The 25153-nt window shown below is 69.1% G+C and carries 27 protein-coding genes; 17 read left to right on the top strand and 10 right to left on the bottom strand.

Annotated features, from left to right (window positions below; translation table 11 throughout):
* Nucleotides 1–2 precede the first annotated feature (2 nt).
* From murD to BM417_RS22205, 5 genes are all read left to right on the top strand, one after another.
* The gene (murD, locus tag BM417_RS22225; RefSeq protein WP_093597446.1) at nucleotides 3–1376 is read left to right on the top strand and encodes a UDP-N-acetylmuramoyl-L-alanine--D-glutamate ligase; all 1374 of its coding nucleotides are present in this window, start codon (nucleotides 3–5) and stop codon (nucleotides 1374–1376) included.
* Between the two features lie 231 nt (nucleotides 1377–1607).
* A complete protein-coding gene (gene ftsW, locus BM417_RS22220; RefSeq protein WP_456085509.1) occupies nucleotides 1608–3071 on the top strand; it encodes an FtsW/RodA/SpoVE family cell cycle protein in 1464 nt (487 codons plus the stop codon).
* Between the two features lie 35 nt (nucleotides 3072–3106).
* Nucleotides 3107–4210 carry an undecaprenyldiphospho-muramoylpentapeptide beta-N-acetylglucosaminyltransferase gene (gene murG, locus BM417_RS22215; protein WP_245822071.1) on the top strand — a complete coding sequence of 368 codons (1104 nt, stop codon included), beginning with the start codon at nucleotides 3107–3109 and terminating at the stop codon, nucleotides 4208–4210.
* Nucleotides 4207–5574 carry a UDP-N-acetylmuramate--L-alanine ligase gene (gene murC / locus BM417_RS22210; protein WP_281251342.1) on the top strand — a complete coding sequence of 456 codons (1368 nt, stop codon included), beginning with the start codon at nucleotides 4207–4209 and terminating at the stop codon, nucleotides 5572–5574. Before murG ends, murC begins: the two co-directional genes overlap by 4 nt.
* Entirely contained in the window at nucleotides 5571–6320 is a 750-nt protein-coding gene (locus tag BM417_RS22205; RefSeq protein WP_093597445.1) for a cell division protein FtsQ/DivIB, read from the top strand. The genes murC and BM417_RS22205 overlap by 4 nt, the downstream gene beginning before the upstream one ends.
* A gap of 3 nt (nucleotides 6321–6323) precedes the next feature.
* Here the strand turns inward: BM417_RS22205 and BM417_RS22200 are convergent, their stop codons facing one another.
* Nucleotides 6324–6728: a hypothetical protein gene (locus BM417_RS22200; RefSeq protein WP_143138751.1), complete on the bottom strand. Its 405-nt coding sequence runs from the start codon at nucleotides 6726–6728 to the stop codon at nucleotides 6324–6326.
* A 229-nt stretch (nucleotides 6729–6957) separates the two neighbouring features.
* Nucleotides 6958–7083: a hypothetical protein gene (locus BM417_RS49890; protein ID WP_281251341.1), complete on the bottom strand. Its 126-nt coding sequence runs from the start codon at nucleotides 7081–7083 to the stop codon at nucleotides 6958–6960.
* Nucleotides 7084–7177: 94 nt separating this feature from the next.
* Here BM417_RS49890 and crtI point away from each other — a divergent pair, with 94 nt between their 5' ends.
* Both crtI and BM417_RS22190 read left to right on the top strand, forming a co-directional pair.
* Nucleotides 7178–8599 (top strand): phytoene desaturase family protein, encoded by a 1422-nt coding sequence (gene crtI / locus BM417_RS22195; protein ID WP_093597441.1) that lies wholly within the window; start codon nucleotides 7178–7180, stop codon nucleotides 8597–8599.
* 21 nt (nucleotides 8600–8620) lie between these two features.
* Nucleotides 8621–9115, top strand: a complete 495-nt coding sequence (locus BM417_RS22190) for a DinB family protein (protein WP_093597438.1) — start codon at nucleotides 8621–8623, stop codon at nucleotides 9113–9115.
* A gap of 3 nt (nucleotides 9116–9118) precedes the next feature.
* Here the strand turns inward: BM417_RS22190 and BM417_RS22185 are convergent, their stop codons facing one another.
* A complete protein-coding gene (locus BM417_RS22185) occupies nucleotides 9119–10003 on the bottom strand; it encodes an RICIN domain-containing protein (protein WP_093597436.1) in 885 nt (294 codons plus the stop codon).
* A 319-nt stretch (nucleotides 10004–10322) separates the two neighbouring features.
* On the opposite strand from BM417_RS22185, the gene ftsZ reads away from it, so the two are divergent.
* The 8 genes from ftsZ to BM417_RS22145 all read left to right on the top strand — a co-directional run bounded on the left by ftsZ (nucleotide 10323) and on the right by BM417_RS22145 (nucleotide 17054).
* A complete protein-coding gene (gene ftsZ / locus BM417_RS22180; RefSeq protein ID WP_093597434.1) occupies nucleotides 10323–11639 on the top strand; it encodes a cell division protein FtsZ in 1317 nt (438 codons plus the stop codon).
* Between the two features lie 737 nt (nucleotides 11640–12376).
* Nucleotides 12377–13081 (top strand): peptidoglycan editing factor PgeF, encoded by a 705-nt coding sequence (gene pgeF / locus BM417_RS22175; RefSeq protein WP_093597431.1) that lies wholly within the window; start codon nucleotides 12377–12379, stop codon nucleotides 13079–13081.
* Complete coding sequence (locus BM417_RS22170) at nucleotides 13078–13776, top strand: YggS family pyridoxal phosphate-dependent enzyme (protein ID WP_093597428.1); 699 nt, start codon at nucleotides 13078–13080, stop codon at nucleotides 13774–13776. The genes pgeF and BM417_RS22170 overlap by 4 nt, the downstream gene beginning before the upstream one ends.
* A 67-nt stretch (nucleotides 13777–13843) precedes the next feature.
* Nucleotides 13844–14497 carry a cell division protein SepF gene (locus BM417_RS22165; RefSeq protein ID WP_093597425.1) on the top strand — a complete coding sequence of 218 codons (654 nt, stop codon included), beginning with the start codon at nucleotides 13844–13846 and terminating at the stop codon, nucleotides 14495–14497.
* An 18-nt stretch (nucleotides 14498–14515) separates the two neighbouring features.
* A complete protein-coding gene (locus BM417_RS22160) occupies nucleotides 14516–14791 on the top strand; it encodes a YggT family protein (protein WP_089950699.1) in 276 nt (91 codons plus the stop codon).
* Nucleotides 14792–14839: 48 nt separating this feature from the next.
* Nucleotides 14840–15655: a DivIVA-like cell division protein Wag31 gene (gene wag31 / locus BM417_RS22155; protein ID WP_093597422.1), complete on the top strand. Its 816-nt coding sequence runs from the start codon at nucleotides 14840–14842 to the stop codon at nucleotides 15653–15655.
* A gap of 15 nt (nucleotides 15656–15670) precedes the next feature.
* On the top strand, nucleotides 15671–16168 hold the full coding sequence (locus tag BM417_RS22150) for a hypothetical protein (protein WP_093597419.1): 498 nt from the start codon (nucleotides 15671–15673) through the stop codon (nucleotides 16166–16168).
* A 196-nt stretch (nucleotides 16169–16364) separates the two neighbouring features.
* Complete coding sequence (locus BM417_RS22145) at nucleotides 16365–17054, top strand: hypothetical protein (RefSeq protein ID WP_143138750.1); 690 nt, start codon at nucleotides 16365–16367, stop codon at nucleotides 17052–17054.
* Here BM417_RS22145 and BM417_RS22140 read toward each other — a convergent pair.
* The 5 genes from BM417_RS22140 to BM417_RS22125 form a co-directional block, all read right to left on the bottom strand.
* Nucleotides 17038–17502: a hypothetical protein gene (locus BM417_RS22140; protein ID WP_093597413.1), complete on the bottom strand. Its 465-nt coding sequence runs from the start codon at nucleotides 17500–17502 to the stop codon at nucleotides 17038–17040. The two genes, BM417_RS22145 and BM417_RS22140, sit on opposite strands and share 17 nt — an antisense overlap.
* A gap of 17 nt (nucleotides 17503–17519) precedes the next feature.
* Nucleotides 17520–17966, bottom strand: a complete 447-nt coding sequence (locus tag BM417_RS22135) for a hypothetical protein (RefSeq protein WP_093597410.1) — start codon at nucleotides 17964–17966, stop codon at nucleotides 17520–17522.
* Nucleotides 17967–18035: 69 nt separating this feature from the next.
* Nucleotides 18036–18182: a hypothetical protein gene (locus BM417_RS47865; protein ID WP_177320529.1), complete on the bottom strand. Its 147-nt coding sequence runs from the start codon at nucleotides 18180–18182 to the stop codon at nucleotides 18036–18038.
* On the bottom strand, nucleotides 18176–18883 hold the full coding sequence (locus tag BM417_RS22130) for a BTAD domain-containing putative transcriptional regulator (RefSeq protein ID WP_093597407.1): 708 nt from the start codon (nucleotides 18881–18883) through the stop codon (nucleotides 18176–18178). Before BM417_RS22130 ends, BM417_RS47865 begins: the two co-directional genes overlap by 7 nt.
* Nucleotides 18884–19028: 145 nt before the next feature.
* Entirely contained in the window at nucleotides 19029–19373 is a 345-nt protein-coding gene (locus BM417_RS22125) for a DoxX family protein (RefSeq protein WP_093597404.1), read from the bottom strand.
* Between the two features lie 247 nt (nucleotides 19374–19620).
* Here BM417_RS22125 and ileS point away from each other — a divergent pair, with 247 nt between their 5' ends.
* Nucleotides 19621–22725, top strand: a complete 3105-nt coding sequence (gene ileS, locus BM417_RS22120) for an isoleucine--tRNA ligase (RefSeq protein ID WP_093598029.1) — start codon at nucleotides 19621–19623, stop codon at nucleotides 22723–22725.
* A 381-nt stretch (nucleotides 22726–23106) separates the two neighbouring features.
* Here ileS and BM417_RS22115 read toward each other — a convergent pair whose 3' ends face one another.
* Nucleotides 23107–23574: a hypothetical protein gene (locus tag BM417_RS22115; protein ID WP_093597402.1), complete on the bottom strand. Its 468-nt coding sequence runs from the start codon at nucleotides 23572–23574 to the stop codon at nucleotides 23107–23109.
* A 59-nt stretch (nucleotides 23575–23633) separates the two neighbouring features.
* On the opposite strand from BM417_RS22115, the gene BM417_RS22110 reads away from it, so the two are divergent.
* On the top strand, nucleotides 23634–24170 hold the full coding sequence (locus BM417_RS22110) for a TetR/AcrR family transcriptional regulator (RefSeq protein WP_245822069.1): 537 nt from the start codon (nucleotides 23634–23636) through the stop codon (nucleotides 24168–24170).
* Here BM417_RS22110 and BM417_RS22105 read toward each other — a convergent pair whose 3' ends face one another.
* Entirely contained in the window at nucleotides 24171–25106 is a 936-nt protein-coding gene (locus tag BM417_RS22105; protein ID WP_093597398.1) for a M28 family metallopeptidase, read from the bottom strand.
* Between the last annotated feature and the right edge of the window lie 47 nt (nucleotides 25107–25153).

The raw sequence follows: 25153 nt of genomic DNA, 5'->3' as shown, positions 1-25153 counted from the left end.
AGATGACCAAGCTGGCCGGAACAAAGGTGCTGGTCGCCGGTGCTGGAGTGACCGGCCGGTCCGCCGCGGAGGCGTTGCTCGCGGCGGGTGCCGAGGTCGTGGTGACGGACTCGTCGCCGGAACGGCTGGCGGCACTGGAGACCATGCTCGAAGGCGTCGAACTGGTGCCCGGTCTGGTGGAACCCCCGGCCGGCACCTCTTTGGTCGTCACGAGCCCCGGCTGGCAGCCGTCGAGCCCGTTGCTCGCGGCCGCCTCGTCGGCGGGCATCGAGGTGATCGGCGAGGTCGAGCTGGCCTGGCGGATGGGCACCGAACTGGCCGACCCGCCGGTGTGGCTCGCCGTGACCGGCACGAACGGCAAGACAACGACGGTCGGCATGCTGGAGTCGATCCTGCACGCCGCCGGCGCGGACGCCGTGGCCTGCGGAAACGTCGGCCTGCCGGTCGTGGACGCACTGCTGGCCGGCCGCCGGGTGCTCGCGGTGGAGCTGTCGAGCTTCCAGCTGCACTGGGCGCCGTCGGTGCGGCCGCAGGCGGGGGCGCTGCTCAACCTCGCCGAGGACCACCTCGACTGGCACGGCGGCATGGACGCCTACGCGCAGGCCAAGGCCCAGATCCTCACCGGTGACGTGGCGATCGGCTGGCTCGACGACGACCTCGTCGGCGACCTGCTGGAGGCCTCGCCCGCACGGGACCGCATCGGCTTCACCCTCGACGAGCCGGAAGACGGCCAGCTCGGCGTCCGCGACGGCTGGCTGGTCGACCGCGCGTTCGCCGACGACGAGGCGCTGGTAGAGATCGCGAAGATCCGCCCGGCAGGCCCTCCCGGCATCGCGGACGCTCTCGCCGCCACGGCCCTGGCGCGCGCGTACGGCGTGCCGTCCGAGGCCGTGCGAGAGGGCTTGGAGGCGTTCGAACCGGCCGCGCACCGTGCCGTACTCGTCACGGTCGACGCCGCGGACGTCAAGTACGTCAACGACTCGAAGGCGACGAACCCGCACGCGGCCGTGGCCTCCCTCAGGGCGTTCGACAGCGTGGTCTGGATTGCCGGCGGGCTGCTGAAGGGCGCGTCGGTCGAGGACATGGTGCGCACCGAGGCCCATCGGCTGCGGGGCGCCGTGCTGATCGGCGCGGACCGGCAGATCATCGCGGACGCGTTGGCCAAACACGCGCCGGACGTGCCGGTGCGCGTGCTCGACGTCGCCGACGACGAGGACCCGATGCAGGAGATCGTCCGCACCGCGCAGGAGTTCGCGCAGTCCGGTGACACGGTGCTTCTCGCACCGGCGGCGGCGTCGATGGACATGTTCAGCGACTACGCACACCGCGGACAGGCGTTCACGGACGCTGTAAAGCGCCTTACGGGTGGCCGGTAGGGTGATGATGCCGTGACCGCCGGCCTTCACCGCGTCTTCCGGCGCTCAGCAGGTCGCCTCGTGGCGCCGGCCCCGCGCCCCCGTACGGCCAGTACGAGGACGCGGGGCCGGCACCACGACGCACCCGTCTGACCGTCGAAATACGGGGCAAAGGCCGGCGGTCACGACATCAAGGGGCGACACGCCCCAGGAATCCCCGTTCGAGCGCTTGACACAGGAGACGATGATCTGGTGACCGTCGTCGCCGACAAGCCGAGAAGCAAGCGGAAGGTTCGTCCCGCGGGCCGCGTCGCCTCGTTGCGCAGCGGTCTGACGTCGTGGATGAGCCGGCCGCTGGCCGACTTCCACCTGTTGCTCGCGATCTTCGGCATGCTCACCGTGCTCGGCCTGGTGATGGTGCTGTCGGCGTCGGCTCCGGGGCAGGTCGCGTCGGGAGTGTCGGCGTACAGCGTGTTCCAGAAGCAGCTGATCTACGTCTGCATCGGCGCCGTGCTGTTCTGGGTGATGCTGCGGTTCCCGTTGCGCAGGCTCCGGCACTTCTCGACGGCCGCGATGGCCATCGGCGTCGTGTTGCTGGCGCTCGTGCTGACGCCGCTCGGCGACGTCCGCGGTGGCGCCCGGTCGTGGTTCACCGTCGGGCCGATCTCGTTCCAGCCGATCGAGGCCGTGAAGCTCGCGCTGGCGTTGTGGGGCGCGCACGTCCTGGTCACCAAGCGGGCTTTGCTGTCGCAGTACCGCCACCTGCTGGTGCCCGTCGTGCCGGTCGCGATGCTGGTGTTCGCGCTGGTCATGCTCCAGCCCGACCTCGGCGGCACGATCACGCTCGGCGTGGTGCTGATCAGCCTGCTGTGGTTCGTGGGCGCGCCGATGCGGCTGTTCGGCGTGATCGCCGGCGGCGCGGTGGCGGGTGCCGTCGTGCTCGCGATCGGTGCCGCGTACCGGCTTCAGCGCGTGTCGACGTTCCTCAACCCGGACGCGGACCCGCTGGGTGCCGGTCTGCAGGCCCGTCAGGCGATGTTCGCGCTCGCCGAGGGCGGCCTGTTCGGCAAGGGCCTCGCGCGGGGCAGTTCGCAGTGGCGGTACCTGCCCAACGTCGAGTCGGACTTCATCTTCGCCGTCATCGGCGAGGAGCTCGGGTTCGTCGGGTGTGCGCTGGTGCTGGTGCTGTTCGGCATGCTCGCGTGGGTCGGGCTGCGGGTGGCGGCGCGCAACACCGACCCGTGGATCCGGATCGTGTCCGCGACGCTGACCGTGTGGCTGGTCGCGCAGGCCGCGATCAACATCGGCTACGTCGTGCGGCTGCTGCCCGTCACGGGCATCACGCTGCCGATGATCTCCTCTGGCGGCACCTCGGTCGTGACGACCATGATCGTGTTCGGCATCCTCGCGAACTGCGCCCGGCACGAGCCCGATGCCGTGGCGGCGCTGCGTTCGCTTGGTCCCGGCCGGGTCGGCGGGCTGCTCAAGCTGCCCGCGCCCGAGGCGTACCGGCCGCCCGCCAAGCGCAAGCCGGTCCGTCCGTCCACGCCTCCACGCGCACCGGGCAGGCGCACCGCGCAACTCCCGGTCGTCGACGAACGTCGTATGGCTGGACGCTCTGCTCCGCCTTCGGAGTACCGTCGCCGCGAATCGCGGCGGACACAGGGCCGTTCAGAGCAAGGCCGGTCGACCCGCGGTCGCGGGCGATACAACTGATCGATCATCCCTTCGCCGACAATTTGGGAGAAGTCTTGACCGGGCACCCTGCCCCCAGTGGTCCGTGCGTCGTGGTCGCAGGTGGTGGCACCGCGGGTCACATCGAGCCGGCACTGGCGCTGGCCGACGCGATCATGCGGCTGCGGCCGGACGCGCGCGTCGTCGCGCTCGGCACCGCGCGCGGCCTCGAGAGCAAGATCGTGCCGGCCCGCGGGTACCCGCTGGAGCTGATCCCACCGGTGCCGATGCCGCGCAAGCCCACGCTGGACCTGCTGAAGCTGCCGCTGAACGTGCGCGGCGCCGTGAAGCAGACCCGCGAGGTGCTCGAGCGCGTCGGCGCGGACGTCGTCGTCGGGTTCGGCGGCTACGTGGCGCTGCCCGCGTACCTGGCCGCGCGTGGCCGCATTCCGATCGTGGTGCACGAGGCGAACGCCAAGGCCGGGCTCGCGAACAAGGTCGGCGCCAAGTTCGCCGACCACGTCGCCGCGGCCGTGCCGGACTCCGGCCTGGCCGACGCGCAGATCATCGGCATCCCGCTGCGTCAGTCGATCACTACGCTGAACCGCGCCGCGTTGCGTGACGAGGCCCGCCGGTTCTTCGGCCTCGACCCGCACGCGCCGGTGCTGCTCGTGTTCGGTGGCTCGCAGGGCGCCCGTTCGATCAACGAGGCCGTGGCGCCGGTGGCTGCCGAGTTCGCTCGTGCCGGCGTTGGCGTGCTGCACGCGTACGGTCCGAAGAACTCCGTTGCGGTGCAACAGGTTCCGGGCGCTCCGGCGTACGTGCCGGTGCCGTACCTGGAGCGCATGGACCTCGCGTACGCCGCCGCGGACGCCGTGCTGTGCCGTTCGGGCGCGATGACCGTCGCCGAGGTGTCGGCAGTCGGCCTGCCCGCGATCTTCGTGCCGCTGCCGATCGGCAACGGCGAACAGGCGCTCAACGCCGGTCCGGTCGTCTCCGCGGGCGGTGGCCTGCTGGTGCCGGACTCGGAACTGACGCCGCAGAAGGTCGCGTCGCTGGTGGTGCCGCTGATGGCGGACCGCAACCGGCTCGCGCAGATGTCCGCCGCCACGCTCGGCACCGGCCGTCGCGAGGCGGACGAGATCCTGGCCCGCTCCGTGCTGGAGGTGATCAAGAAGTGAGTCTCGAACGCGTTCACCTCGTTGGCATTGGTGGTGCCGGCATGAGCGGGATCGCCCGGATCCTGCTGGCTCGCGGCGTGCAGGTGTCCGGTTCGGACGCCAAGGACTCGCGGACCGTGCTGGCCCTGCGCGCTCAGGGCGCGCGGATCGCGGTCGGTCACGACGCGTCGAACCTGGACCAGCTCGTCGGCGGACCGACCGAGGTCGTGGTGTCGACCGCGATCAAGGACGCGAACCCGGAGTACGCGGCGGCCCGTGAGCGCGGGATCACCGTGCTGCGCCGTGCCGAGGCTCTCGCGGCGTTGATGGAAGACCATCGCGTCGTGTGTGTTGCCGGAACGCACGGCAAGACGTCGACCACGTCGATGCTCACCGTCGCGTTGCAGCACTGCCGGGTCGACCCGTCGTTCGCGATCGGTGGCGACCTGAACGAGTCCGGCGCCAACGCCCACCAGGGCACCGGCGGCGTGTTCGTGGCCGAGGCGGACGAGTCCGACGGCTCGTTCCTGTTCTTCTCGCCGTCCGTCGCCGTCGTGACGAACGTCGAAGCCGACCACCTCGACCACCACGGCACCGTCGAGGCCTACACGGCCGTGTTCGACTCGTTCCTGGAACGGATCGTGCCCGGTGGCGTGCTGGTGTCCTGTGTGGACGATCCCGGCGCGGCACGGCTGATCACCGAGGCTCGTGCGCGCGGGATCCGGGTGCGCGAGTACGGACGTTCGGCCTCCGACGCGCGTCTCGTCGACTACAAGCCCCTCGAGTCCGGTGGCCTGGCGTCGGTCGAGATCGACGGCGTGGCGGTCGAGGTCCAGGTGGCGGTGCCGGGCGAGCACATGGCGTTGAACGCGATCGCCGCGCTGCTGGCCGGTCTGGAGCTCGGTGCCGATCAGGCCGGGCTGCTCGAAGGCCTCGCCGCCTTCGGTGGCGTGCGGCGGCGGTTCGAGTTCAAGGGCCGCGGCAACGGCGTGTCCGTCTACGACGACTACGCGCACCACCCGACCGAGGTCGACGCACAGTTGCGTGCCGCGCGTCCGGTCGCGGGTGCCGGCCGCGTCATCGTGGTGTTCCAGCCGCACCTCTACTCCCGGACCCGCACGTTCGCCACCGAGTTCGCCGCCGCGTTGTCGCTGGCGGACGAGGTCGTCGTGCTGGACGTCTACGGCGCCCGCGAGGAGCCGGAGCCCGGCATCACCGGTGCGTTGATCGCGGACCAGGTCACGGCTTCCGTGCACTACGAGCCGTCGTTCGACCGGGTGCCGGCGCTGGTGTCGTCGCTGGCGCGTGAGGGCGACCTGGTGGTGACCATGGGCGCGGGTGACGTGACGATGCTCGGCCCCGAGATCGTCAGCGCGCTGTCATGAGCGCACCGGTTCGCGGCAGGTCCACGCGAGTTCGCCCCGCGAACCGGAGACCGAAGAGTGCTGAGTACCGGGCGCGGCGCAGGGTGATCCTGCGCCGCCGCCTGGTGGCGCTGCTGTCCGTACTTTCCGTGCTGGCCTTGGCCTACTGCGTCTTCTTCACGCCGTTGCTCGGCGTCCGTCAGGTCGACGTCCGCGGCAACGTGGCGCTGACCGAGGACGAGGTCCGTGCCGTCGCGGCGATCGACTCCGGCTCCCCGTTGGTGCGCCTGGACCTTCAGGAGATCCACGACCGCGTGGCGGGCATCCCGCGCGTCGCCGCGGTCGAGGTCGAACGCCAGCTCCCCGGCACGGTCCGGTTGCTGATCACCGAACGCGTCCCGGTCGGCTCGGTGAAGCTGCCCGACGGCTTCCACCTGGTCGACTCCACCGGCAAGGACTACGCGGTCCTCCCGGCCGCCGCGCCGGGCGTTCCCGAGCTGGTGCTCACCCTGCCCGCGTCCTCGGACCCGGCCACTCGCGCCGTGGTCGGGGTCGTGAACGGGCTGCCGGAGAAGCTGCGTCCCGACGTGGTGTCGGTGGCGGCGACGACCGGTGCCGACGTGAAGCTGACGCTCACGGGGGATCGCGTGGTGAAGTGGGGCAGCTCCGACGACACGGCGCGCAAGGGAGCCGTGCTGCTCGTGCTGCTCACACGGCAAGGCAAGACCTACGACGTGTCATCCCCTGACCTGGCCACGGTTTCCTAGCCCTCAGCCGAGCGTGAGGTGGAAGCCCTGGTGCTTCGCGTCCAGCTCGGAGTGCCAGATGACACCGCGGTTGGCGTTGCCGATCTTCGCTCCGTAGAGCCGTTCGCCTTCAGGAAGGCCGCTCACGGTGAACTTGAAGGAACATCGGCCTCCGGCGCCGCTCTCCAGCGTGCCGACGCCGAGCACCTTGTTGTCCTGGTTGACGATCTCGACCTGACCGCCGAGCGTGATGTCGGCGTAGCCACCCGAACCGCAGGCGCCGTTCACGGTCATCGACCCGCTGACCGTGAACACGTTGGGCGAGGCCGAGGTGGACGGCGAGGCCGAGCTCGTGCCGGCGGAGCGCAGCAGATCGGGGCCGGTGGCTCTGCCCAGTCCGAAGCCGATCCCGCCCGCTGTCAGTGCCACCAGCGCGAATCCGATCGCCAGCCACGGTGGCCGGCGTCTCGGGGGCAACTCGGGTCCTGCGATCAGTACTGGTGGAAATGGTTCCACTGCGGTCCTTCAGTTCGAGGGCGTAGCGGCTGTCACGACCGTGGCGTCGGCGGCCGTGACGGCGTCGGGACCCGCCGCGGACGCCGGATCGGGGATCGCGGAATCGGCTGGGAGCACAAGGGAATCTCCAGAGGTTCGCCGGCTAGCCGTTCGGCTTCAGCCGCGCCATCGCGACCCGTACGACGAGGCTGCCCAGCCTGCTCGTGACGAGTTCCAACACGATCGCCTCGATGACGAGCGAACGCACGGACGCGGGTGCGGGTGCCAAGACATGCCTCCTGGTGATGAACGACTACCGTGCTCATCGGACAGCCACTCGCGGTATTAGCCAGATCGATCGTTGTCACCCGAAGGAAGTACTCATGCCGGGCCAGGTCGTGGTGGTGGGCGCCGGTCTCGCCGGACTGTCGGCCGCGTTGCACCTGCGGGGAACCGGTCGCCGGGTCACCGTGCTGGAGAAGGCGGACGCGCCGGGCGGGCGTGCCGGCACCGTTCGCGTCGGCGGGTTCACCGCGGACAGCGGGCCGACCGTGCTGACGATGCCCGAGTACCTGGAGGAGGCGTTCGATGCCGTGGGGGAGCGCCTTTCCGACTGGCTGACGCTCGACCGGGTCGACCCCGCCTATCGCGCCCGGTTCGCGGACGGATCGGGCATCGCGGTGCACACCGATGCCGCCGCGATGGAGGACGAGGTCCGCACCGTCTGCGGTGCAAGGGAAGCGGCCGGGTACCGGGAGCTGCGGCGCTGGCTCGGGGAGCTGTACTCGGTGCAGCGCGAGCACTTCATCGGAGCGAACTTCGACTCGCCGTTCGACCTGGTGCGGCCCGAGCTCGTGAAGCTCGCGGCGCTGGGCGGGTTCGGGCGGCTGGAACCCCAGTTGCGGCGGTTCTTGCGGGACGAACGGCTGATCAGACTCTTTTCGTTCCAGGCTTTGTACGCCGGTGTGCCGCCGCAGCAGGCTCTCGCGGCGTACGCGGTCATCGCGTACATGGACACCATCGCGGGCGTGTACTACCCACGCGGCGGGATGCATGCGGTGCCTCAAGCATTGGCTGCCGCTGCTACGAAGCACGGTGCGGAGTTCCGCTACGGCGCAACGGTCACACGGCTGGAGTGGCGCGGTGCGCGCGTCACGGCCGTGCACACCGCTGAGGAGCGCATCGAGTGCGATGCGGTGGTCTTGGCGTGCGAGTTGCCGGACGCCTATCGGTTGCTCGGGAAGGCGCCGCGACGGGTGCTACCGCATCGGTGGTCGCCGTCCGCGGTGGTGCTCCACGCCGCGACGGACCGCACGTGGGACCTCGGGCACCACAACATCCTGTTCGGCGCGGCGTGGCGGGGCACGTTCGACGAGATCGTCCACAAGGGACGGTTGATGTCCGATCCGTCGTTGCTCGTCACGCACGCGCAGGACGGGTTGCACTACGTGCTGGCGCCGTGCCCGAACCTCCGGACCGGGCCGGTCGACTGGGCGCGCGTCGGGCCCCGCTACCGCGACGAGCTGGTGCGGACGCTGGAAGCGCGCGGGCTGGACGGGTTCGGCGCGGCGGTGCGGGACGAGGTGCTCGTCACGCCGATGGACTGGGGCAACGCGGCGGGGACGCCGTTCGGGCTCGCGCACATCTTCGCGCAGACGGGACCGTTCCGGCCGCGCAACGTCGTCCGGGGCGCCGAGAACGTGGCACTGGCGGGAGCCGGGACCACGCCGGGTGTCGGGGTGCCGCCGGTGCTGATCTCCGGACGGCTGGCGGCCCGGCGGATAAATGCGATGCGGCCGCGTTGACGCTCATGCAGGCTGCGCCGCATGACACGTACCGCTCCACCACTCGCCGCCGATGAACGCGCGACGTACACGGCCCTGCTGGACTACCTGCGCGCCACGATCGAGCTGAAGGTCGAAGGCCTGGCCGTCGGCGACGAGGCGCGGGCGGTGCTGCCGTCGAAGCTGACGACGGCGGCCGGTGTGGTGAAGCACGTGCGGTGGGTCGAGCACCACTGGTTCGAGGTGGTGCTCGCGGGACGTGCGTCGCGGGCCCCGTACACGATGGAGGACCCCGACGCGGACTGGCGCGTGGAGGAGGGCGAGACCCTCGCCGGGTTCCTCGCGGACTACCGCGCGCAGTGCTCGGAGAGCCGGGAGATCCTCGCCGGCCTGGAGCTCGACGCCGAGGTGCCGTTCCGGGGCGACCGGACGGTCTCGGCCCGATGGGTGCTCGCGCACGTCATCGAGGAGACCGCCCGGCACGCCGGCCAGCTGGACGTGGTCAGGGAACTGCTGGACGGAACCGTCGGCGACTAGGACCTAGGCGGGCTGGAGCTCCCACTGCTGCCAGGTGTCGCTCCAGTGCGTGGTCAGGAACATCCAGCCGGTGCCGGGCGTGAGGAACTTGTCGGCGGCCACTTGCCGCAGGCGTGCCGAACCGAGCTTGGTCGGCTCGATCGACCACTGCTGGAGAACGTCGCCGGGCACGCAGTCCGACACCACCTCGGGCACAACGGCATCGGCCGACCTGACAGCGACGCACTTGCCGTTGGCGACGCTGCGCAACGCCGTCCTGCCCCCGGCGGCCTCGATCCGCTGGAACTTCTGCGCCGGCGAGTCCGTGCACTGCGCCGGCACCAGGCTGGAGCCCGTCAGGCTGATGCAGCCGAAGCGGTCGCCATCGGCCGCGCGGATGCGCACGGTCTGACCCGAGGTGTCCGGTAACGGCTGCGTCATCCCGACGGTGCGCACCAGCCAACGCTGCTCGGCCTGGTCGGTCGGGCTCTGGACCAACACGTCCCGCTCACCGTTTTGCCAGGTCAAGGCCGTGAGGTAGGCCTCGCCGTCGCCGAACTTGATGCGCACGGCACCGGGCACGTCCGGCATCGACACGGCGAACCCGTGCGCGAGCTCGTCGTCGCACCAGTAGAAGCCGAATCTCTCGCTCAGGCACTCCCTGTTCGCGACGTTGCGGAGCAGATGCCTGTTCCCGTCCACCAGAACGACCTCCCAGCGCTGCTCGTCCGCGCCGGTGCAGGCAACGATCTGGGTGTCGTGCGGCTCCTGGCCCGCCTGCAGGCACTCGCCGTACGCCATGCTCTTGATCTCGACGATGTTGTTCCCGTTCGCGGCGCTCGCGGGCGCCACCGTCACTGCCCCCAGAGCGATCGCGGCCAGCGCGACGCTCAGCGATTTCATCCCCATGAGCCGAAGCTAGCGGGCACCACCGACAGAAAAACGTCGATAGGACGGGCGAGACGATCTCCGATTCGACGTCCGACTAGGCTTGCGGTGCGTCGTCCTCAGGATCGTACGCACTACTTGACGGCACGACCGGGGAGTAGTAGCGCACAGTGTTGGGACCCTACGGCGTGGCTGCTGGACCGACGCACCGCCGGTGCTTACCGTCCAGCAGGAACATATGGGGTTGACATAACTCTGAGCCTCGACGAGAGGTTGAGAGTTTCAATCCGGGTGCATCTCACCCAGCACAGCGCGGACCACGATCAGGAAGGCGGATCCGATGACGCCCCCGCACAACTATCTCGCGGTGATCAAGGTCGTCGGCATCGGTGGAGGCGGCGTCAACGCCGTCAACCGCATGATCGAGGTCGGGCTGAAGGGCGTCGAGTTCATCGCGGTGAACACCGACGCCCAGGCCTTGCTGATGTCTGATGCCGACGTCAAGCTCGACATCGGCCGCGAATTGACGCGTGGCCTCGGCGCGGGTGCGAACCCCGAGGTCGGGCACAAGGCCGCCGAAGACCACCGCGAGGAGATCGAGGAGGTCCTCAAGGGGGCCGACATGGTCTTCGTGACCGCCGGTGAGGGCGGCGGCACGGGCACCGGTGGCGCACCGGTCGTGGCCTCGATCGCCCGCAAGCTCGGCGCACTGACCATCGGTGTGGTGACGCGCCCGTTCTCGTTCGAGGGCAAGCGCCGCGCCAAGCAGGCCGAGGACGGCATCCAGGCGCTGCGCAACGAGTGCGACACGCTCATCGTCATCCCCAACGACCGGCTGCTCCAGCTCGGCGACATCGGCGTCAGCCTGATGGACGCCTTCCGCTCCGCGGACGAGGTGCTCCTCTCCGGTGTCCAGGGCATCACCGACCTGATCACGACCCCCGGTCTGATCAACCTGGACTTCGCCGACGTCAAGTCGGTCATGTCCGGCGCGGGCTCGGCGTTGATGGGCATCGGCTCGGCCAGGGGAGAGGGCCGAGCGGTGCAGGCCGCGCAGAAGGCCATCAACTCGCCGCTGCTGGAAGCCTCGATGGAGGGCGCACACGGCGTCCTGCTGTCGATCGCCGGCGGCTCCGACCTGGGCCTTTTCGAGATCAACGAGTCCGCGTCGCTGGTCCAGGAGGCCGCGCACCCGGACGCGAACATCATCTTCGGTACGGTCATCGACGACTCCCTGGGCGACGAGGTCCGGGTCACGGTGATCGCGGCCGGCTTCGACAGCGGCGGCCCCACGCACAAGAAGCTGGAGCCGACGGCGCTGTCCTCGCAGCCCCGGACCGCTACCGGGCCCATTGCCTCTGCTTCGGCGGTGCCCACGCACGTGCAGCAGCCGGTCGCGCAGACTCCGCCGCCCGTGCAGGCACCTCCGGTTCAGCAGCCGGTGCAGCACGTGCAGCAGCCCGAGGTTCGGCAGGCTCCGCCCGTGCAGCAGCCTCCTACCACTGTGCCGCCGCAGCCCTCGCCGGCTCAGGGGAACGGGTACGTGCCTTCTGTGCCTCGGTCGCTTTCGCCCAACGGGTCGTTGCCTTCCCGGCCGGTGCCGGTCACCGAGGACCCGGATGACGAGGTGGATGTGCCGCCGTTCATGCGGCGGTGATTTTGTGGCCGCGTTGGTTGCGGCCGTAGAGCTTGTGGGTGCTTGATCTGCGGGTGCATGGCTTGCGGGCTTGACCTTCGGGTGTATGGCTTGCGGGCTTGACCTGCGGCGCTGATCTTGTCGGACCCCCTGAGTAGCGTTTGGGCTCAGGGGGTCTTCCCTTTGGGGGGACGCCTGCGTCAGCATGGTCGCCTTTGTGGGCGACCTTGCGGGTGGTCGCCTTGCGGGCGGGTGGATTGCGGGCGGCCAGCTTGCGGGTGGTTACCGTGCGGGCCGCGACCTTGCGGGGTGGTCACCTTGCGGGCGGCGGGCTTGCGTTGCGTGCTTTCCCTGGGGGCTCTGCCCCCAGACCCCCGGCAATCTGATCGGGGGAGGGCGCCGTGGGTGGGTTGATGGCACGCCTGTTGGGTTGGGCGGCCGCCGGTTGCTTTGAGGGTTGCGTTGGCGGTGGGGTCCCGTCACGAGCCGCACCAGGAGCGGGCCACATGCAGGTAGGGGTGTCAACTCGACGAAAAGCGTGTCGAGTTGACACCCCTACCTGCATGCAGCAAGAGCTGTGGTGCGACTCGTGACGGGACCCCACCGCCGGGCTCGCTTGGTAAGGACGGCTCGCCTTCGGCTTCGCGGTAGGACGGCTCGCCTTCGGCTTCGCGGGCGGGTGGGTTGTGTACCCATGAGCGTGCGTGTGCTGGGGCGGCTTGCCGGAGGGGGTCGGTGGTGCGAACTAGGGTGTGGGTGTGCGCATTCGTCGTGTTGTCACCACCCGCGCCGGTGGCGTGTCCAAGGGTCCCTACGAGTCGTTCAACCTCGGCGATCACGTCGGGGACGACGTCGAGGCGGTCGAGGCCAACCGTGGCCGGCTTGCCGAAGGCATTGGACTTACGCCCGACCGGTTGGTCTGGATGGAGCAGGTGCATGGGCGCACTGTTGCCACCGTGGACGGGCCGCAGGCCGAGCCGCTTGAGGCTACCGATGCCGTTGTGACGAAAAGGGCTGGTCTCGGGCTTGTCGTGTTGACTGCCGACTGCGTGCCGGTGTTGCTCGGCGATTCGGAGGCCGGGGTCGTCGGGGCGGTGCATGCCGGGCGCGTCGGGGCTCGGGTCGGGGTTGTGGTCGAGGCTCTCAAGGCGATGATGGCGCTGGGGGCCGAGCTTGAGCGCATCGAGGTTCTGCTCGGGCCTTCGGTCTGTGGGGAGTGTTACGAGGTGCCCGCGGACATGCAGCGGGACGTCGAGAAGCACTTGCCCGGTAGCGCTTCCAAGTCGCGGAAGGGGACGCCCGCGCTGGATCTTCGTGCCGGGTTGTGGAACCAGCTCGGGAGCGCCGGGGTCGGGAAGATCGGCGTGGACCCGCGCTGCACGTTCGAGGAGAAGGATCTGTTCAGCCATCGGCGGCAGGCGCCCACCGGGCGGCTCGCGTCGGTCATCTGGATCGAGCCGTGAACCGGGCCGAGGAGCTGAAGGAGAACCTCGCGGAGGTCGAGGAGCGCATCGCCAGGGCGTGTGCGGCGGCGGGGCGGGCGCGGGATGAAGTGATGTTGCTCGCGGTGACGAAAACCTGGCCCGCGAGCGATGTGGAGATCCTTTACGGGCTCGGGTTGCGGAACTTCGCGGAGAATCGCGATCAGGAGGCCGGCGTGAAGGTCGGCCAATTGAGACATCTCGAAGAAGCCCGTTGGCACATGGTCGGGCGATTGCAGCGCAACAAAGCGAAGTCCGTCGTCGAGTGGGCCGATCAGGTCGACTCGGTGGACAGCGTCCGGCTCGCGGAGGCGTTGGCGAAAGCGGCGCACGCGAAGGGGAAGAAGCTCGACGTGTTGTTGCAGGTCAGCATCGACGGGGACACGTCGCGCGGTGGGGTTGCTGTTGCGGATGTGGCGGAACTCGCTGGCGTGATCACTCGTTCGGGTGATCTTATTCTCCGAGGTGCGATGACTGTCGCGCCCCGGACGATGAACCCATCGCAGGCGTTTCAGGCGTTGGTTTCGGTGGTATCAGGCCTACGTGATCATCATCCCACTGCCATCGGTGTGTCAGCGGGAATGAGCGGTGACCTGGAAGATGCCATCTCGCACGGATCGACCTGTGTGCGTGTCGGAACGGCGTTGCTCGGCGGCCGGCGACTAACCTCGCCGTAGGTTGTCGGGAACCTCGGGACCGTCCGCACCGTCCCTAAGAGTGGGGAACCGCCGAGGAGGGGCTGGAATGAGCGCTTTGCACAAGCTGAAGGCCTACTTCGGGATGGTCCCCGCCGAGTACGCAGACGACCCCGGCTACGACGACGACCGCGGTCGCTACGGCGACTACCGGTCCGAGTACGCCGCCGAGGCCGACGACTACGACCCATACCCGCGGCGCAACCGCGTGTTCACACCGGGCCGGTCGGAGCTCCAGGGCTCCGGATACCGGGCCGACATCGACGAGTCGGACGACTACGAGCCGGAGTCGCGGCGCGGGGGCAGCCCCTCGAGCACGCGACGCTGGAGTGCCGATGCACCCGTGCACGGCGCACTCGCTGTCGAGCCGCAGCGCGAGCCCGTGAGCAGGTTGCGTCCCGTTGCCGAGCCGGTAAGCAACCCGTTGGCGCGCATCACCACGCTTCACCCCCGTACCTACAGCGAGGCGCGCACGATCGGGGAGCACTACCGCGACGGCACTCCGGTGATCTTGAACCTGACCGACATGGACGACGCGGACGCGAAGCGTCTCGTCGACTTCTCGGCCGGACTCGCGTTCGCTCTGCGCGGGTCCATGGACAAGATCACCAGCAGGGTGTTCCTTCTCTCACCGCCGAACGTTGACGTCACGGCGGAGGACCGCAGGAAGCTGGCCGAGGGCGGGTTCGGGAACCACGGTTAGAGTTGACCCGTGGACCCCATCCGTCTCGTCATCTTCTACGTCCTGTTCGCGTTCTCCCTGTTCCTGACCGCGCGTGTCGTGGTCGAGATGGTGCGGACGTTCGCGAGGGAATGGCGCCCAGCGGGCGGCGTAGCCGTGACGCTTGAGACCGTCTACACGGTCACCGACCCACCGGTTCGTGCGCTCCGTCGGGTGATCCCGACTGTGCGGATCGGGGGCGTCGGGCTGGACCTATCGATTATTGTGCTGTGGCTAGTCGTTATCATTCTGATGCGATTCGCAGATCCCAGGTGACGGGGAACCGTGGGATGACCGCAGCCCAGGAGTGCGAGAGGTGATCCGATGCCGTTGACCCCCGCTGACGTGCACAATGTTGCATTCAGCAAGCCGCCGATTGGCAAGCGGGGCTACAACGAGGACGAGGTGGACGCGTTCCTCGACCTGGTTGAGGGCGAGCTCGCCCGCTTGATCGAGGAGAACAACGACCTCCGTCAGCAGGTCGAGCAGCTCGACCAGCAGCTTGAGACGTCGCGCGCCGACCTCGACGACGCGCGTGCGAAGGCTTCTTCCAGCCCCATGACGACCCGTATGCCGGTCGAGGAGCCGCGCCGCCTGGCGCCGGTCCCGCCGCCCTCGGTCATGGAGCAGACGTCCCCCGGTGGTGGCGGAGACCACCACGTGCAGGCCGCGAAGGTCCTGGGTCTCGCCCAGGAGATGGCGGACCGGCTGACGGGCGAGGCGAAGGCCGAAGCGGACGGCATGCTGTCCGAGGCCCGCACGAAGTCCGAGCAGCTGCTGTCCGAGGCCCGCGCCAAGGCAGACACGATGGTCAACGAGGCACGCACGCGTGCCGAGACCATGCTCAACGACGCGCGGACGCGTTCGGAGACTCTGGAGCGGCAGGCCCGTGAGAAGGCCACCGCGCTGGACCGTGACGCGCAGCGCAAGCACGCCGAGGTGATGGGCAACATCACCCAGGAGAAGAACACGCTCGAGAAGCAGATCGACAAGCTGCAGACGTTCGAGCGCGAGTACCGCACGCGACTGAAGACGATGCTCGAGTCGTCCCTGCGCGACCTCCAGGACCGCGGCCCGGCCGCTCCGTCCGAGGGTCGTTCCCAGGGCTACTCGTTCGGCGCACGCGCCGAAGCGGGCTGAACTACTGTTCGCTAGGTGCTCTTCGTAGTTCTACTTCTGGTGCTGGCAGCCCTCGGGTTGCTCGTGCCTGCGCTGGCCACGTCCAACACGATCTGGGCGTGGTCGTCCGTGGGCGCGAGCGTGCTCGCCGCCCTGGTCCTTGCTTGGGACTGGTGGCGACGGCGACCGGGGGACCCCGCTGCCGACGCGCAGAGTGTAGATCAACAAGCTGTAGCTGATGATCAACGGGTAGTGGTGCCGGTGGAAGCCGACACGCCGCCCGCTGACGAGGAACCACTGGAAGAGGACACCGACGCGGCGGACCTGCTCGTCGTGGCCGATCTGGTGGACGAGGTCCGGGTGCTGGACGAGCGGCCCCGGTATCACCTGAGCTCGTGCTCCTGGCTTGCCGGGAGGCCCACGCTGGGCCTCCCGGTGCAGGAGGCACGGCAGTTGCAGTTCACGCCTTGCGCCCTGTGCACCCCTGACGCGGTGCTGGTGCGCAGGAGCCGCACCGCCTCCTCGGAGGCCTGAACCGTCCGAGTCCGTTTCGCGGACGAACGGGGCGGTCTGACGGTATGACCGAGCCATGAGGCCCAGAGCCGTGGCTGTCGTTTCCGCATTCGTCCTCGCCGGTGCAGCCCCCGCGGCCGCGCAGCCTGAGCTGGATCAGTGCGTGCCCGCAGATCTGCGTGGTGACGCGATCACTTTCAGAGCCGATGATCACGTCGTGTCGCGTGGACTGGTGCTCGGCAGCGGATCCAGTGGTGTGCTGCTCACGCCCGGCACCGGTGAGTCTCTCTGCGCGTGGCTGCCGTTGGCCCGCCGGCTCGCGGACGACGGCTACCAGGTGCTTCTCCACCAGACGCGAGCCGAGGTCGTCCCGAGGGGCGAGTACCGATACGGCCTGGACGTGATGGGCGCCGCGCGAGAGCTCCACCGTCGTGATGCGACCTCGATCGTGGCCGCAGGGGCCGGCACCGGCGCCACCGCTGCCGCCGCGACAGCCGAGAGGATCTCAGGCCTGAAGGGGCTGGTCCTGCTCACGCCGTTCGCGGTCACCGGGCAGGGCACGGAACTCGACGCCGTGGCGGGAGTCAGGGCGGTCGAGGTGCCGTCGTTCGTCGCCGTGGCGCAGGACGACGCCATGGCCGGCGAAGCGCGCGAAGTCGCCGGGGCCGCGTCGGACAGCAGGCTGGAGATCGTGCCGGGCACGGCTGATGGAGCCGAGCTGACCCAGGACTCGGCGATGCGGGACAAGGTGCGTGCCTTCGTCCGCGAGGCGATGCCCCCGCGCACTTTCATCGAGCGCTGGGCACTGCCGATCAGCGGCGTGGTGCTGCTGCTCGTGGTGGCCGGCGTGGTCGTGCTCCGCAGGCGGAACACGACCACCCCTCCCGGCGTCAGCGCCGATAGCTGATCTTCGCGCGGAAGGTGCTGTCCGGGTTGTCCGGGTAGTGGTGTTCGACGGCGCCGTCGAACTCCGAGATCAGGCCGTCCGCGTTGTACGCGATGTGCATGACGTCGAAGTCGCCGCCGTTGTCGTACCAGCCGAATCCGTGGTTCACGACCAGGACCTTCTGATCCTCGAAGTGGCCCTCGGTGATGCGCTGCCCGTCGTGGCGGTACAACCTGATCTCGAGGAACTCCCGCTCGTCCGGGGATTCGCCCTTGATCCGGATCAGGTTGTCCTCCTCCGGCGCCTCGCGCACGGAGAACAGCCCTGGTGGCGTCCAGTCGCCAGAGCGGCCCTGAGTGGGCCACGCGCCCGCGCCGGAGTCCCAGATCAGGTAGCCGGTGGGGTCGGCCGAGGCGGGTGTGGCGGTGGCGAGCAGCAACGCGGATGCGGCGAGAACTGCGCGAATCATGAACTCCCCCAGAGATGTCAGCGGTTGAAGTCGACCCGTGCCCGGAACGCGTTGAAGGGCTGGTCTCCACAGGTGTGCGTGATCGACGCGGCGAACACGTCGGTCCACCCGTCGGCGTTGTACTCGACGCGGTCGACGGTGAAGTCGGCCGTGTCGTCGGTGCAGACGTAACCGTCGCCGAAGACCCTGACCTGCTCGTCGTGGTGCGAACCGGCGGTGATCAGCTCTCCGTCGTGCCGTCTCAGCTCGACCAGGAGGTAGTCCCGCAGCCCGTTGTACTCGGCGTGGATCCTGATCGTGTTGTCCGATCGGCGCAGCCCGACCCGGATCTCCTCGGTCGGCGCCGACCAGTGTGCGGACCTGCCGTGCACCGGCCACGCGTTGGCTTCGGCCTCGAAGGAGAACTCCTGCACGGGAGCGACGACGGTGGTGCTCAGCAAAGCGGCGAGTGCCAGAACTTTCACGTGATCCCCCAATCACCTCGTCGAGAAGTCTGGGGGAGATGGAACTCGGCGCACCATGAGTGGATCTACTCAGAGCACGACCGGGCGGGCGCCGTGGGCGGTGACGAGGCCCGGCAGGCGTTCGCGGCTCGTCACGACGACGCGGCACCGTGGTGCGCCCGGTAGCAGCGGCACGACCTGGGCGGTGTCGGCGGCGTTGTCGAGCACGATCAGCATGCTGCGGTCGGCCAGCAATGTGCGGTAAAGCGCTGTCTGCGCGTGCGGTTCCGGTGGGATGCCGTCCGGCTCGTGCCGAGGGCGGTGATGAACTCGCGGACGACGTCGGCCGGGTCGGAACCGTTCAGGTCCACGAACAGCTGGCCGTCCGGGTAGTCGGACGTGTGTTCGTGCGCCCAGTGCAACGCGAGCCGTGTCTTTCCCGTCCCGGCCGGGCCGGTGATCGTGACGATCGGCCCGGCCAGGTCGAGCGCCGCGAGCTCGGCCGTCACGCCGGTGAAATCCATTGGTGCGGCGGGAAGTTGGCGTGGGCTCCACTGTGGACGTTGGATCAGCGACGCGTGCAGGTCGCGCAACGCGGGTCCGGGGTTCAGGCCCAACTCGTCCGCGAGCCGGCCTTGGAGCTGTGCGTAGTGGACGAGTGCGGCGGAACGTTGACCGGCGCCGATCAACGCTCGCATGAGCTGGCTCGCGAGCCGTTCGTCGAGGGGGCGTTCGCGCACGAGCAACATGGCCTCGTCAGGGCGTCCGAGCGTCACGAGAGCGCGGAACCGGTGCAGGTCGATGGACGCCGGGTCGGTCTCCAGCACGTACCCGCCGGAGCGGCGCACGATCGGGATGCCGTCGAGCGCTGTCCGCAGCCGGGACAGGTAGCTGTAGAGCGCGGCCTTGGCCTGCCGCGGCGGCGCGTCGCCCCACACCGTGCCAGCAGCTTGTCGATGCCGACGACCTGGTTGACGTCCACCAGCAGCACCGCCAGCACGCTCAGCCGGCGGGCGTGGCCCACGTCGACGAGTTCGGCGCCGAGCCGGATCTCAGGTGCGCCGAGGACACGGAACTCGTGTCTCACCGGTCCAGGAACAGCAGCATGATCAGCAACGCCAGCAGCGCCAGGTCCACGACCACGCCCGACGGCTTCGAGTCGTACCGCAGCCGGGTGATCGTGGCGCCGACCATGAGCAGTCCGAGCCCGACGGTGGCCGCGTGCGCCACCCACTGCCACGTGACCAGGCCGACGACCAGGCCTGCCGCACCGGCCCACTCCAGCGCGCCGATGGTGCGCCACAGCGCCGGGTTCATCCGGAAGTGGTCGCGGGCCTCGAGTGACGCCTTCGCCCCGAACAGCTTGCCCGCGCCTGTCGCCACGAACAGCAGGGCCAGCACGATCGACAACGCGATGGTCAACGTCATCGCGCGAGCATACGGTTTGCGCCTGCGGTTACCCTGTAACTCACAGGCACCGATCCGGCCATCACCGGGGAGCCTCCGGAAGAACGGGTGCGCGAGCGCCTCAGTAGAACCGGACGGGACCGGCCCGTCACAGCCGAAGAACGAGAGGCTCGTCGTCAGACGGGCAAGCGGGGTGGTACCGCGGCAGGCCGAGCCACATCGGCGTGTCGTCCTCGCGTGTCGCAACTGACCGCGAGGAGCAGTGGAGATGGCCTACCCCAGGGCCGGCGCGAACGAGGTCCCGGCGCAGCCGTCCTTTCCGAACCTCGAGCAGGACGTGCTCGGGTACTGGAAGGACGACGAGACCTTCCAGGCGAGCATCGACCGCAACCCGGCCGGCGACGACGGTGCGAACGAGTTCGTCTTCTACGACGGCCCGCCGTTCGCCAACGGCCTGCCGCACTACGGTCACCTGCTGACCGGCTACGTCAAGGACGTCGTGCCGCGCTACCAGACGATGCGCGGCAAGCACGTCGAGCGCCGGTTCGGCTGGGACACGCACGGCATGCCGGCCGAGTACGAGGCCGAGAAGCAGCTGGGCATCACGCAGAAGCACGAGATCGACGAGCTCGGCATCGAGAAGTTCAACGAGGCGTGCCGCACGTCCGTGTTGCAGTACACGGACCAGTGGCGTGAGTACGTGACGCGGCAGGCTCGCTGGGTCGACTTCGACAACGACTACAAGACGCTCGACCTCGACTACATGGAAAGCGTCATGTGGGCGTTCAAGGCCTTGTGGGACAAGGGCTTGATCTACGAGGGCTTCCGGGTGCTCTGGTACTGCTGGCGTTGCCAGACGCCGTTGTCCAACACCGAGACCAAGATGGACGACGCCTACCGGGACCGGCAGGACCCCGCCGTCACGGTCGCGCTGCGCCTCGAGTCCGGTGAGAAGGCCCTGGTCTGGACGACCACGCCGTGGACGCTGCCGAGCAACCTGGCCGCCGCGGTGCACCAGGACGTCGACTACGTGACCGTGGTCGGCACTGACGGCGAGAAGTACCTGCTGGCCGAGGCCCGCGTCGCGGCGTACGCGCGTGAGCTGGGCGAGGAGCCCGAGGTCGTCGCGCGCTACAAGGGTTCGGACCTGGTCGGCAAGAAGTACCTGCCGCCGTTCGACTTCTTCGTGGGCCGCGAGAACGCGCACCAGATCCTCACGGCCGACTACGTGACCACCGACGACGGCACGGGCATCGTCCACATCGCACCGGCGTTCGGTGAGGACGACAAGGTCGTGACGGACGCGGCGGGCATCGAGGTCGTCGTGCCGGTCGGGCCGGACGGCAAGTTCACCGCCGAGGTGGCGCCGTACCAGGGCGTGCACGTCTTCGAGGCGAACAAGCTGATCATCCGCGACCTCAAGGACGCGGGCCTGCTGCTGCGCCACGAGACCTACGACCACCCGTACCCGCACTGCTGGCGGTGTGCGAACCCGCTGATCCAGCGCGCGCTGTCGGCGTGGTTCGTCGCGGTCACGCAGTTCAAGGACCGGATGGTCGAGCTCAACCAGCAGATCAACTGGGTGCCGGGCCACATCAAGGACGGCCAGTTCGGCAAGTGGCTCGAGAACGCGCGCGACTGGAACATCTCGCGCAACCGGTACTGGGGCTCGCCGCTGCCCGTGTGGACCTCGGACAACCCCGAGTTCCCGCGCACGGACGTGTACGGGTCGCTGGACGAGTTGGAACGCGACTTCGGCGTGCGCCCGGACAACCTGCACCGGCCGTTCATCGACGAGCTGACGCGGCCGAACCCGGACGACCCGAGCGGCCAGTCGGTCATGCGGCGGATCCCGGACGTGCTCGACTGCTGGTTCGAGTCGGGCTCGATGTCGTTCGCGCAGGTGCACTACCCGTTCGAGAACGCGGCGTGGTTCGAGAACCACTACCCCGGTGACTTCATCGTCGAGTACAACGGGCAGACGCGCGGCTGGTTCTACACGCTGCACGTGCTCGCGACGGCGTTGTTCGACCGGCCCGCGTTCCGCGACTGCGTGGCGCACGGCATCGTGCTCGGCGACGACGGCCAGAAGATGTCCAAGTCGCTGAAGAACTACCCGAGCGTCAACGAGGTCTTCGACCGCGACGGCTCGGACGCCATGCGCTGGTTCCTGATGGCGTCGCCGATCCTGCGCGGTGGTGACCTCGTCGTGACCGAGCGCGGCATCAGGGACGCGGTGCGCCAGGCGGTGCTGCCGTTGTGGAACTCCTGGTACTTCCTCGCGTTGTACTCCAACGCTTCCGGGAAGGAGGGCACGTGGCGCGTCGACTCGAAGAACGTGCTCGACCGGTACGCGCTGGCGAAGACGCACGACCTGGTGCGCGACGTCCAGGCGGCCATGGACGTCTACGACATCTCCGGTGCGTGCCAGCTGGTGCGCGAGTACCTGGAGGTGCTGACGAACTGGTACGTGCGGCGGTCGCGGCAGCGGTTCTGGGACGGCGAGCAGGACGCGATCGACACCCTGCACACCGTGCTGGAGATCGTCACGCGCGTGACGGCGCCGTTGCTGCCGTACACGACCGAGGTCGTGTGGCGCGGGCTGACCGGTGGCCGTTCGGTGCACCTGACGGACTTCCCGTCGGTGGCGGACGTGCCGGCGGACGACGCGCTGGTGGCGGCGATGGACGAGGTGCGTGACGTCTGCTCGACGGCGTTGTCGCTGCGCAAGGCGAACAAGCTGCGCGTGCGGCTTCCGCTGGCGCGCCTGACGGTCGCGTCGCCGGTGGCGGGCTCGCTGGAGGACTTCGCCGAGATCGTGCGCGACGAGGTCAACGTCAAGGAGGTGTCGCTGTCCACGGACGTCGATGCCTACGGGCAGTTCCAGCTGGTCGTCAACGCGCGTGCCGCCGGTCCGCGGCTCGGGCCGAACGTGCAGAAGGTCATCAAGGCCGTCAAGGCCGGCGACTGGTCCGAAGTGGACGGAAAGATCGTCGCCGCGGGTGTCGAGCTGTTCGAGGGCGAGTACGAACAGCGCCTGGTGGCAACGGATCCCGCCGCCACGGCCGCTCTGCCGGGCGGTGCCGGTGTCGTCGTGCTCGACACGGTGGTGTCGCCGGAGCTGGAGGCCGAGGGCGTCGCGCGTGACCTGGTGCGCGTGGTGCAGCAGGCCCGCAAGGACGCTCAGCTCGATGTGTCCGACCGGATCACGCTGACGCTGGAGCTTCCGGACGCTGTGCGTTCCGCCGTGGAGCCGCACCTGGAGTTCGTGCAGGCGGAGACGCTGACGACCTCGGTGGTGTTCGGCGAGGGCTCTTCGGAGGGCACGGTCGGCGACGGCCTGAAGGTGAAGGTCGCGGTCGCGAAGGCGTGATCGAGATGTGAGCACGCCGATCTCTTTCGGCGCCAGGCGCAACACATCGCCTGGAGGCGGACACCTCCAGGCGATGTGTCGATCTCTCCGAGAGGTGTTGCGCATGGTTTCTGGGGGATGGCTGGCCTCGGCCGGAGGCGTGGATGAGGAGCAGTTCGAGGAACTGCCCGGCAGGTCGTCGGCGGGGAGGCGTGGTGGACGTAGGGGATCGACGATGCGGGCAACGTCATCGGGACCACGGGTGCGGTCGGGTCGCAGCGAGGCTACGTCCGGGATCGCGAGGGAGGAGTCTTCGAACTCCAGCCGCTGGCGGGTGACCACCGGGTGTCCCCAGGTCGTCGATCCAGCAGGGCGGCGCCTGCACGGCGGGAACTACGAAGGTCAGGCGAGGTTGCGCTGCGCCTGACGGTTCGTCAGCCCTACGACCACCCGCCGCACCAGCCGGACCCAGGGCGACCACCTGGCCGGTGTGGCGGGCTCGCGTCCCGCCGCGCGCTCGAAGTTGTCGAACAGGTCCTCCAGGCACGCGTCGTGCAGCCAGCGGATCACCAGTGCCCAGCGGATCCGCGAGGCGAGGGAGAAGTCTCCGATCAGTTCGTGCCGCACGACGGTGCCGGACGCCGACAGGGTGTGCGTGCCGTCGCCCTCGCGGAACGCGAAGGTGATCGACTCGCCGGGCGTGAACGAGGTGCAGCGGTAGCGGATCGGGCCGTGGCCGCCGTCCGCGCCGACACCCAACGGCCGGTCGAACTCCTGCTTGCCCCACGCGGGCGGCCAGAGCTCCTGAATGCGGTCGACGAACGGGCCCGCGGGTACGCCGAGGTCGCGGGTGTGGATGTTCCTGATCATGAGGATCCCCTTCCATACGCTGCCGTATGTTCTGGAAACGTACGGTAGCGTATGGAAGCGTGGTGCGGCGGAATCGCGATGACTGGACTGAGATAGCGCTGAGAGCGTTGGCCGACGGCGGGCTCCAAGCCGTCGCGATCGAACCGCTGGCGGCACAGGCCGGAGCCACGAAAGGCAGCGTCTACCACCACTTCCCGAACCGCGAGGCGTTGCTGAAGGCGACGGTCGAGCGGTGGGAGCGGGAGCACACCGAGAAGGTCATCGAGCTGGTCGAGGCGGAGAAGTCCCCGCGGGACAAGCTCAGGACGTTGTTCGGCACGGTGCTCGACCGCGGCCGCAAGGGGTCGGTGGAGATGGCGTTGCAGGCGGGCGCCGAGAACGAGGTGATCGCGCCGGTCCTGCGGCGCGTCACGGAGAAACGCCTGAACTACCTGACCGAGCTGTTCGAGCAGCTCGGGTTCGACCGCGAGCACGCGAAGAAGCGCGCGCTGATCGCGTTCAGCCTCTACCTCGGTCAGGCACAGATGTGGGTGACCCTGCCCGGCCTCGTCGAACCGGTGCTCGACGAGGCCGTGCAGGTGCTCACCGCGAAATGATCAGGACGCCGTCGCCCACAACGCGTAGGCGATCACGTCCGCGTTGCGGTCGAGAGCCGTGGCGTTGATGTTGGACGTGGTGTCGCAGGAGCGGTGGTAGCAACGGTCGAAGGCCTGGCCGGCCGTGCCGCCCCACTTCGCCGCCTGCGCCGAGGTCTTGGTCTGCTCGGCGCCGGTGAAGGTGCCACCGGTCGGGATGTTCGCCCGCGCGAACGCCGCGTGGTCGGAGCGGCCGCCGACGTTGGTCAGCTCGGTCTGGACGCCCAGCGAGGTGAAGCCCGCCTGCAGCCGCTGCTGGAGCGCCACCGAGCCGGTGGGCTGGCCGTCAGCGCCGTTGTAGACGAAGTAGCCGGGGTTCGGCGAGCCGGTCATGTCGAAGTTCAGGTACGCCTTGATCCTCGACTTCTCGGTGGTGGACAGGGAGTTCACGTAGGCCGTCGAGCCGCGCAGCCCGAGCTCCTCCGCGCCCCACCAGCCGAACCGCACGTGCTTGGTCGGCTGGAAGTTCGTGGCCTTCATCTGGAGGGCGACCTCCAGGATCGACGCGGAACCCGTGCCGTTGTCGTTGATGCCGGGGCCCGCCGTGACGCTGTCGAGGTGGCCGCCCAGCATGATGACGTTGTTGGCGTCGCCGCCGGGGTAGTCCGCGATCAGGTTGTAGCCGGTGGCGCCGCCGTAGGTGAACGACTGCACCCGCGTCGTGAAGCCGGCCGCGTCGAGCTTGCTCTTGACCCAGTTGACCGAGGCCAGGTACCCCGGACGTCCGTGAGCGCGGTTGCCGCCGTTGGCCCTCGCGATCGACTGGAACTGGTTGAGGTGTGCTTGGACGTTCGCGACGCTGATGTTCGGTGCCGCCAGGGCCGCCGGCGCGGCCGCTTGCGCCGTGGTTGCTCCGGTCGCCATCAAGGCGGCCGCCAGCGCGATCAGGATCCTCATGGTTCAACTCCGTGCAGGGGTTAGGGATTGAGCCACTGATCAACATG

The organism is Lentzea waywayandensis (genome assembly GCF_900115955.1).
GTDB classification, from domain to species: domain Bacteria; phylum Actinomycetota; class Actinomycetes; order Mycobacteriales; family Pseudonocardiaceae; genus Lentzea; species Lentzea waywayandensis.
The sequence above is the reverse complement of the archived record's forward strand: the minus strand, read 5'-3'. Positions and strand labels throughout refer to the sequence as shown.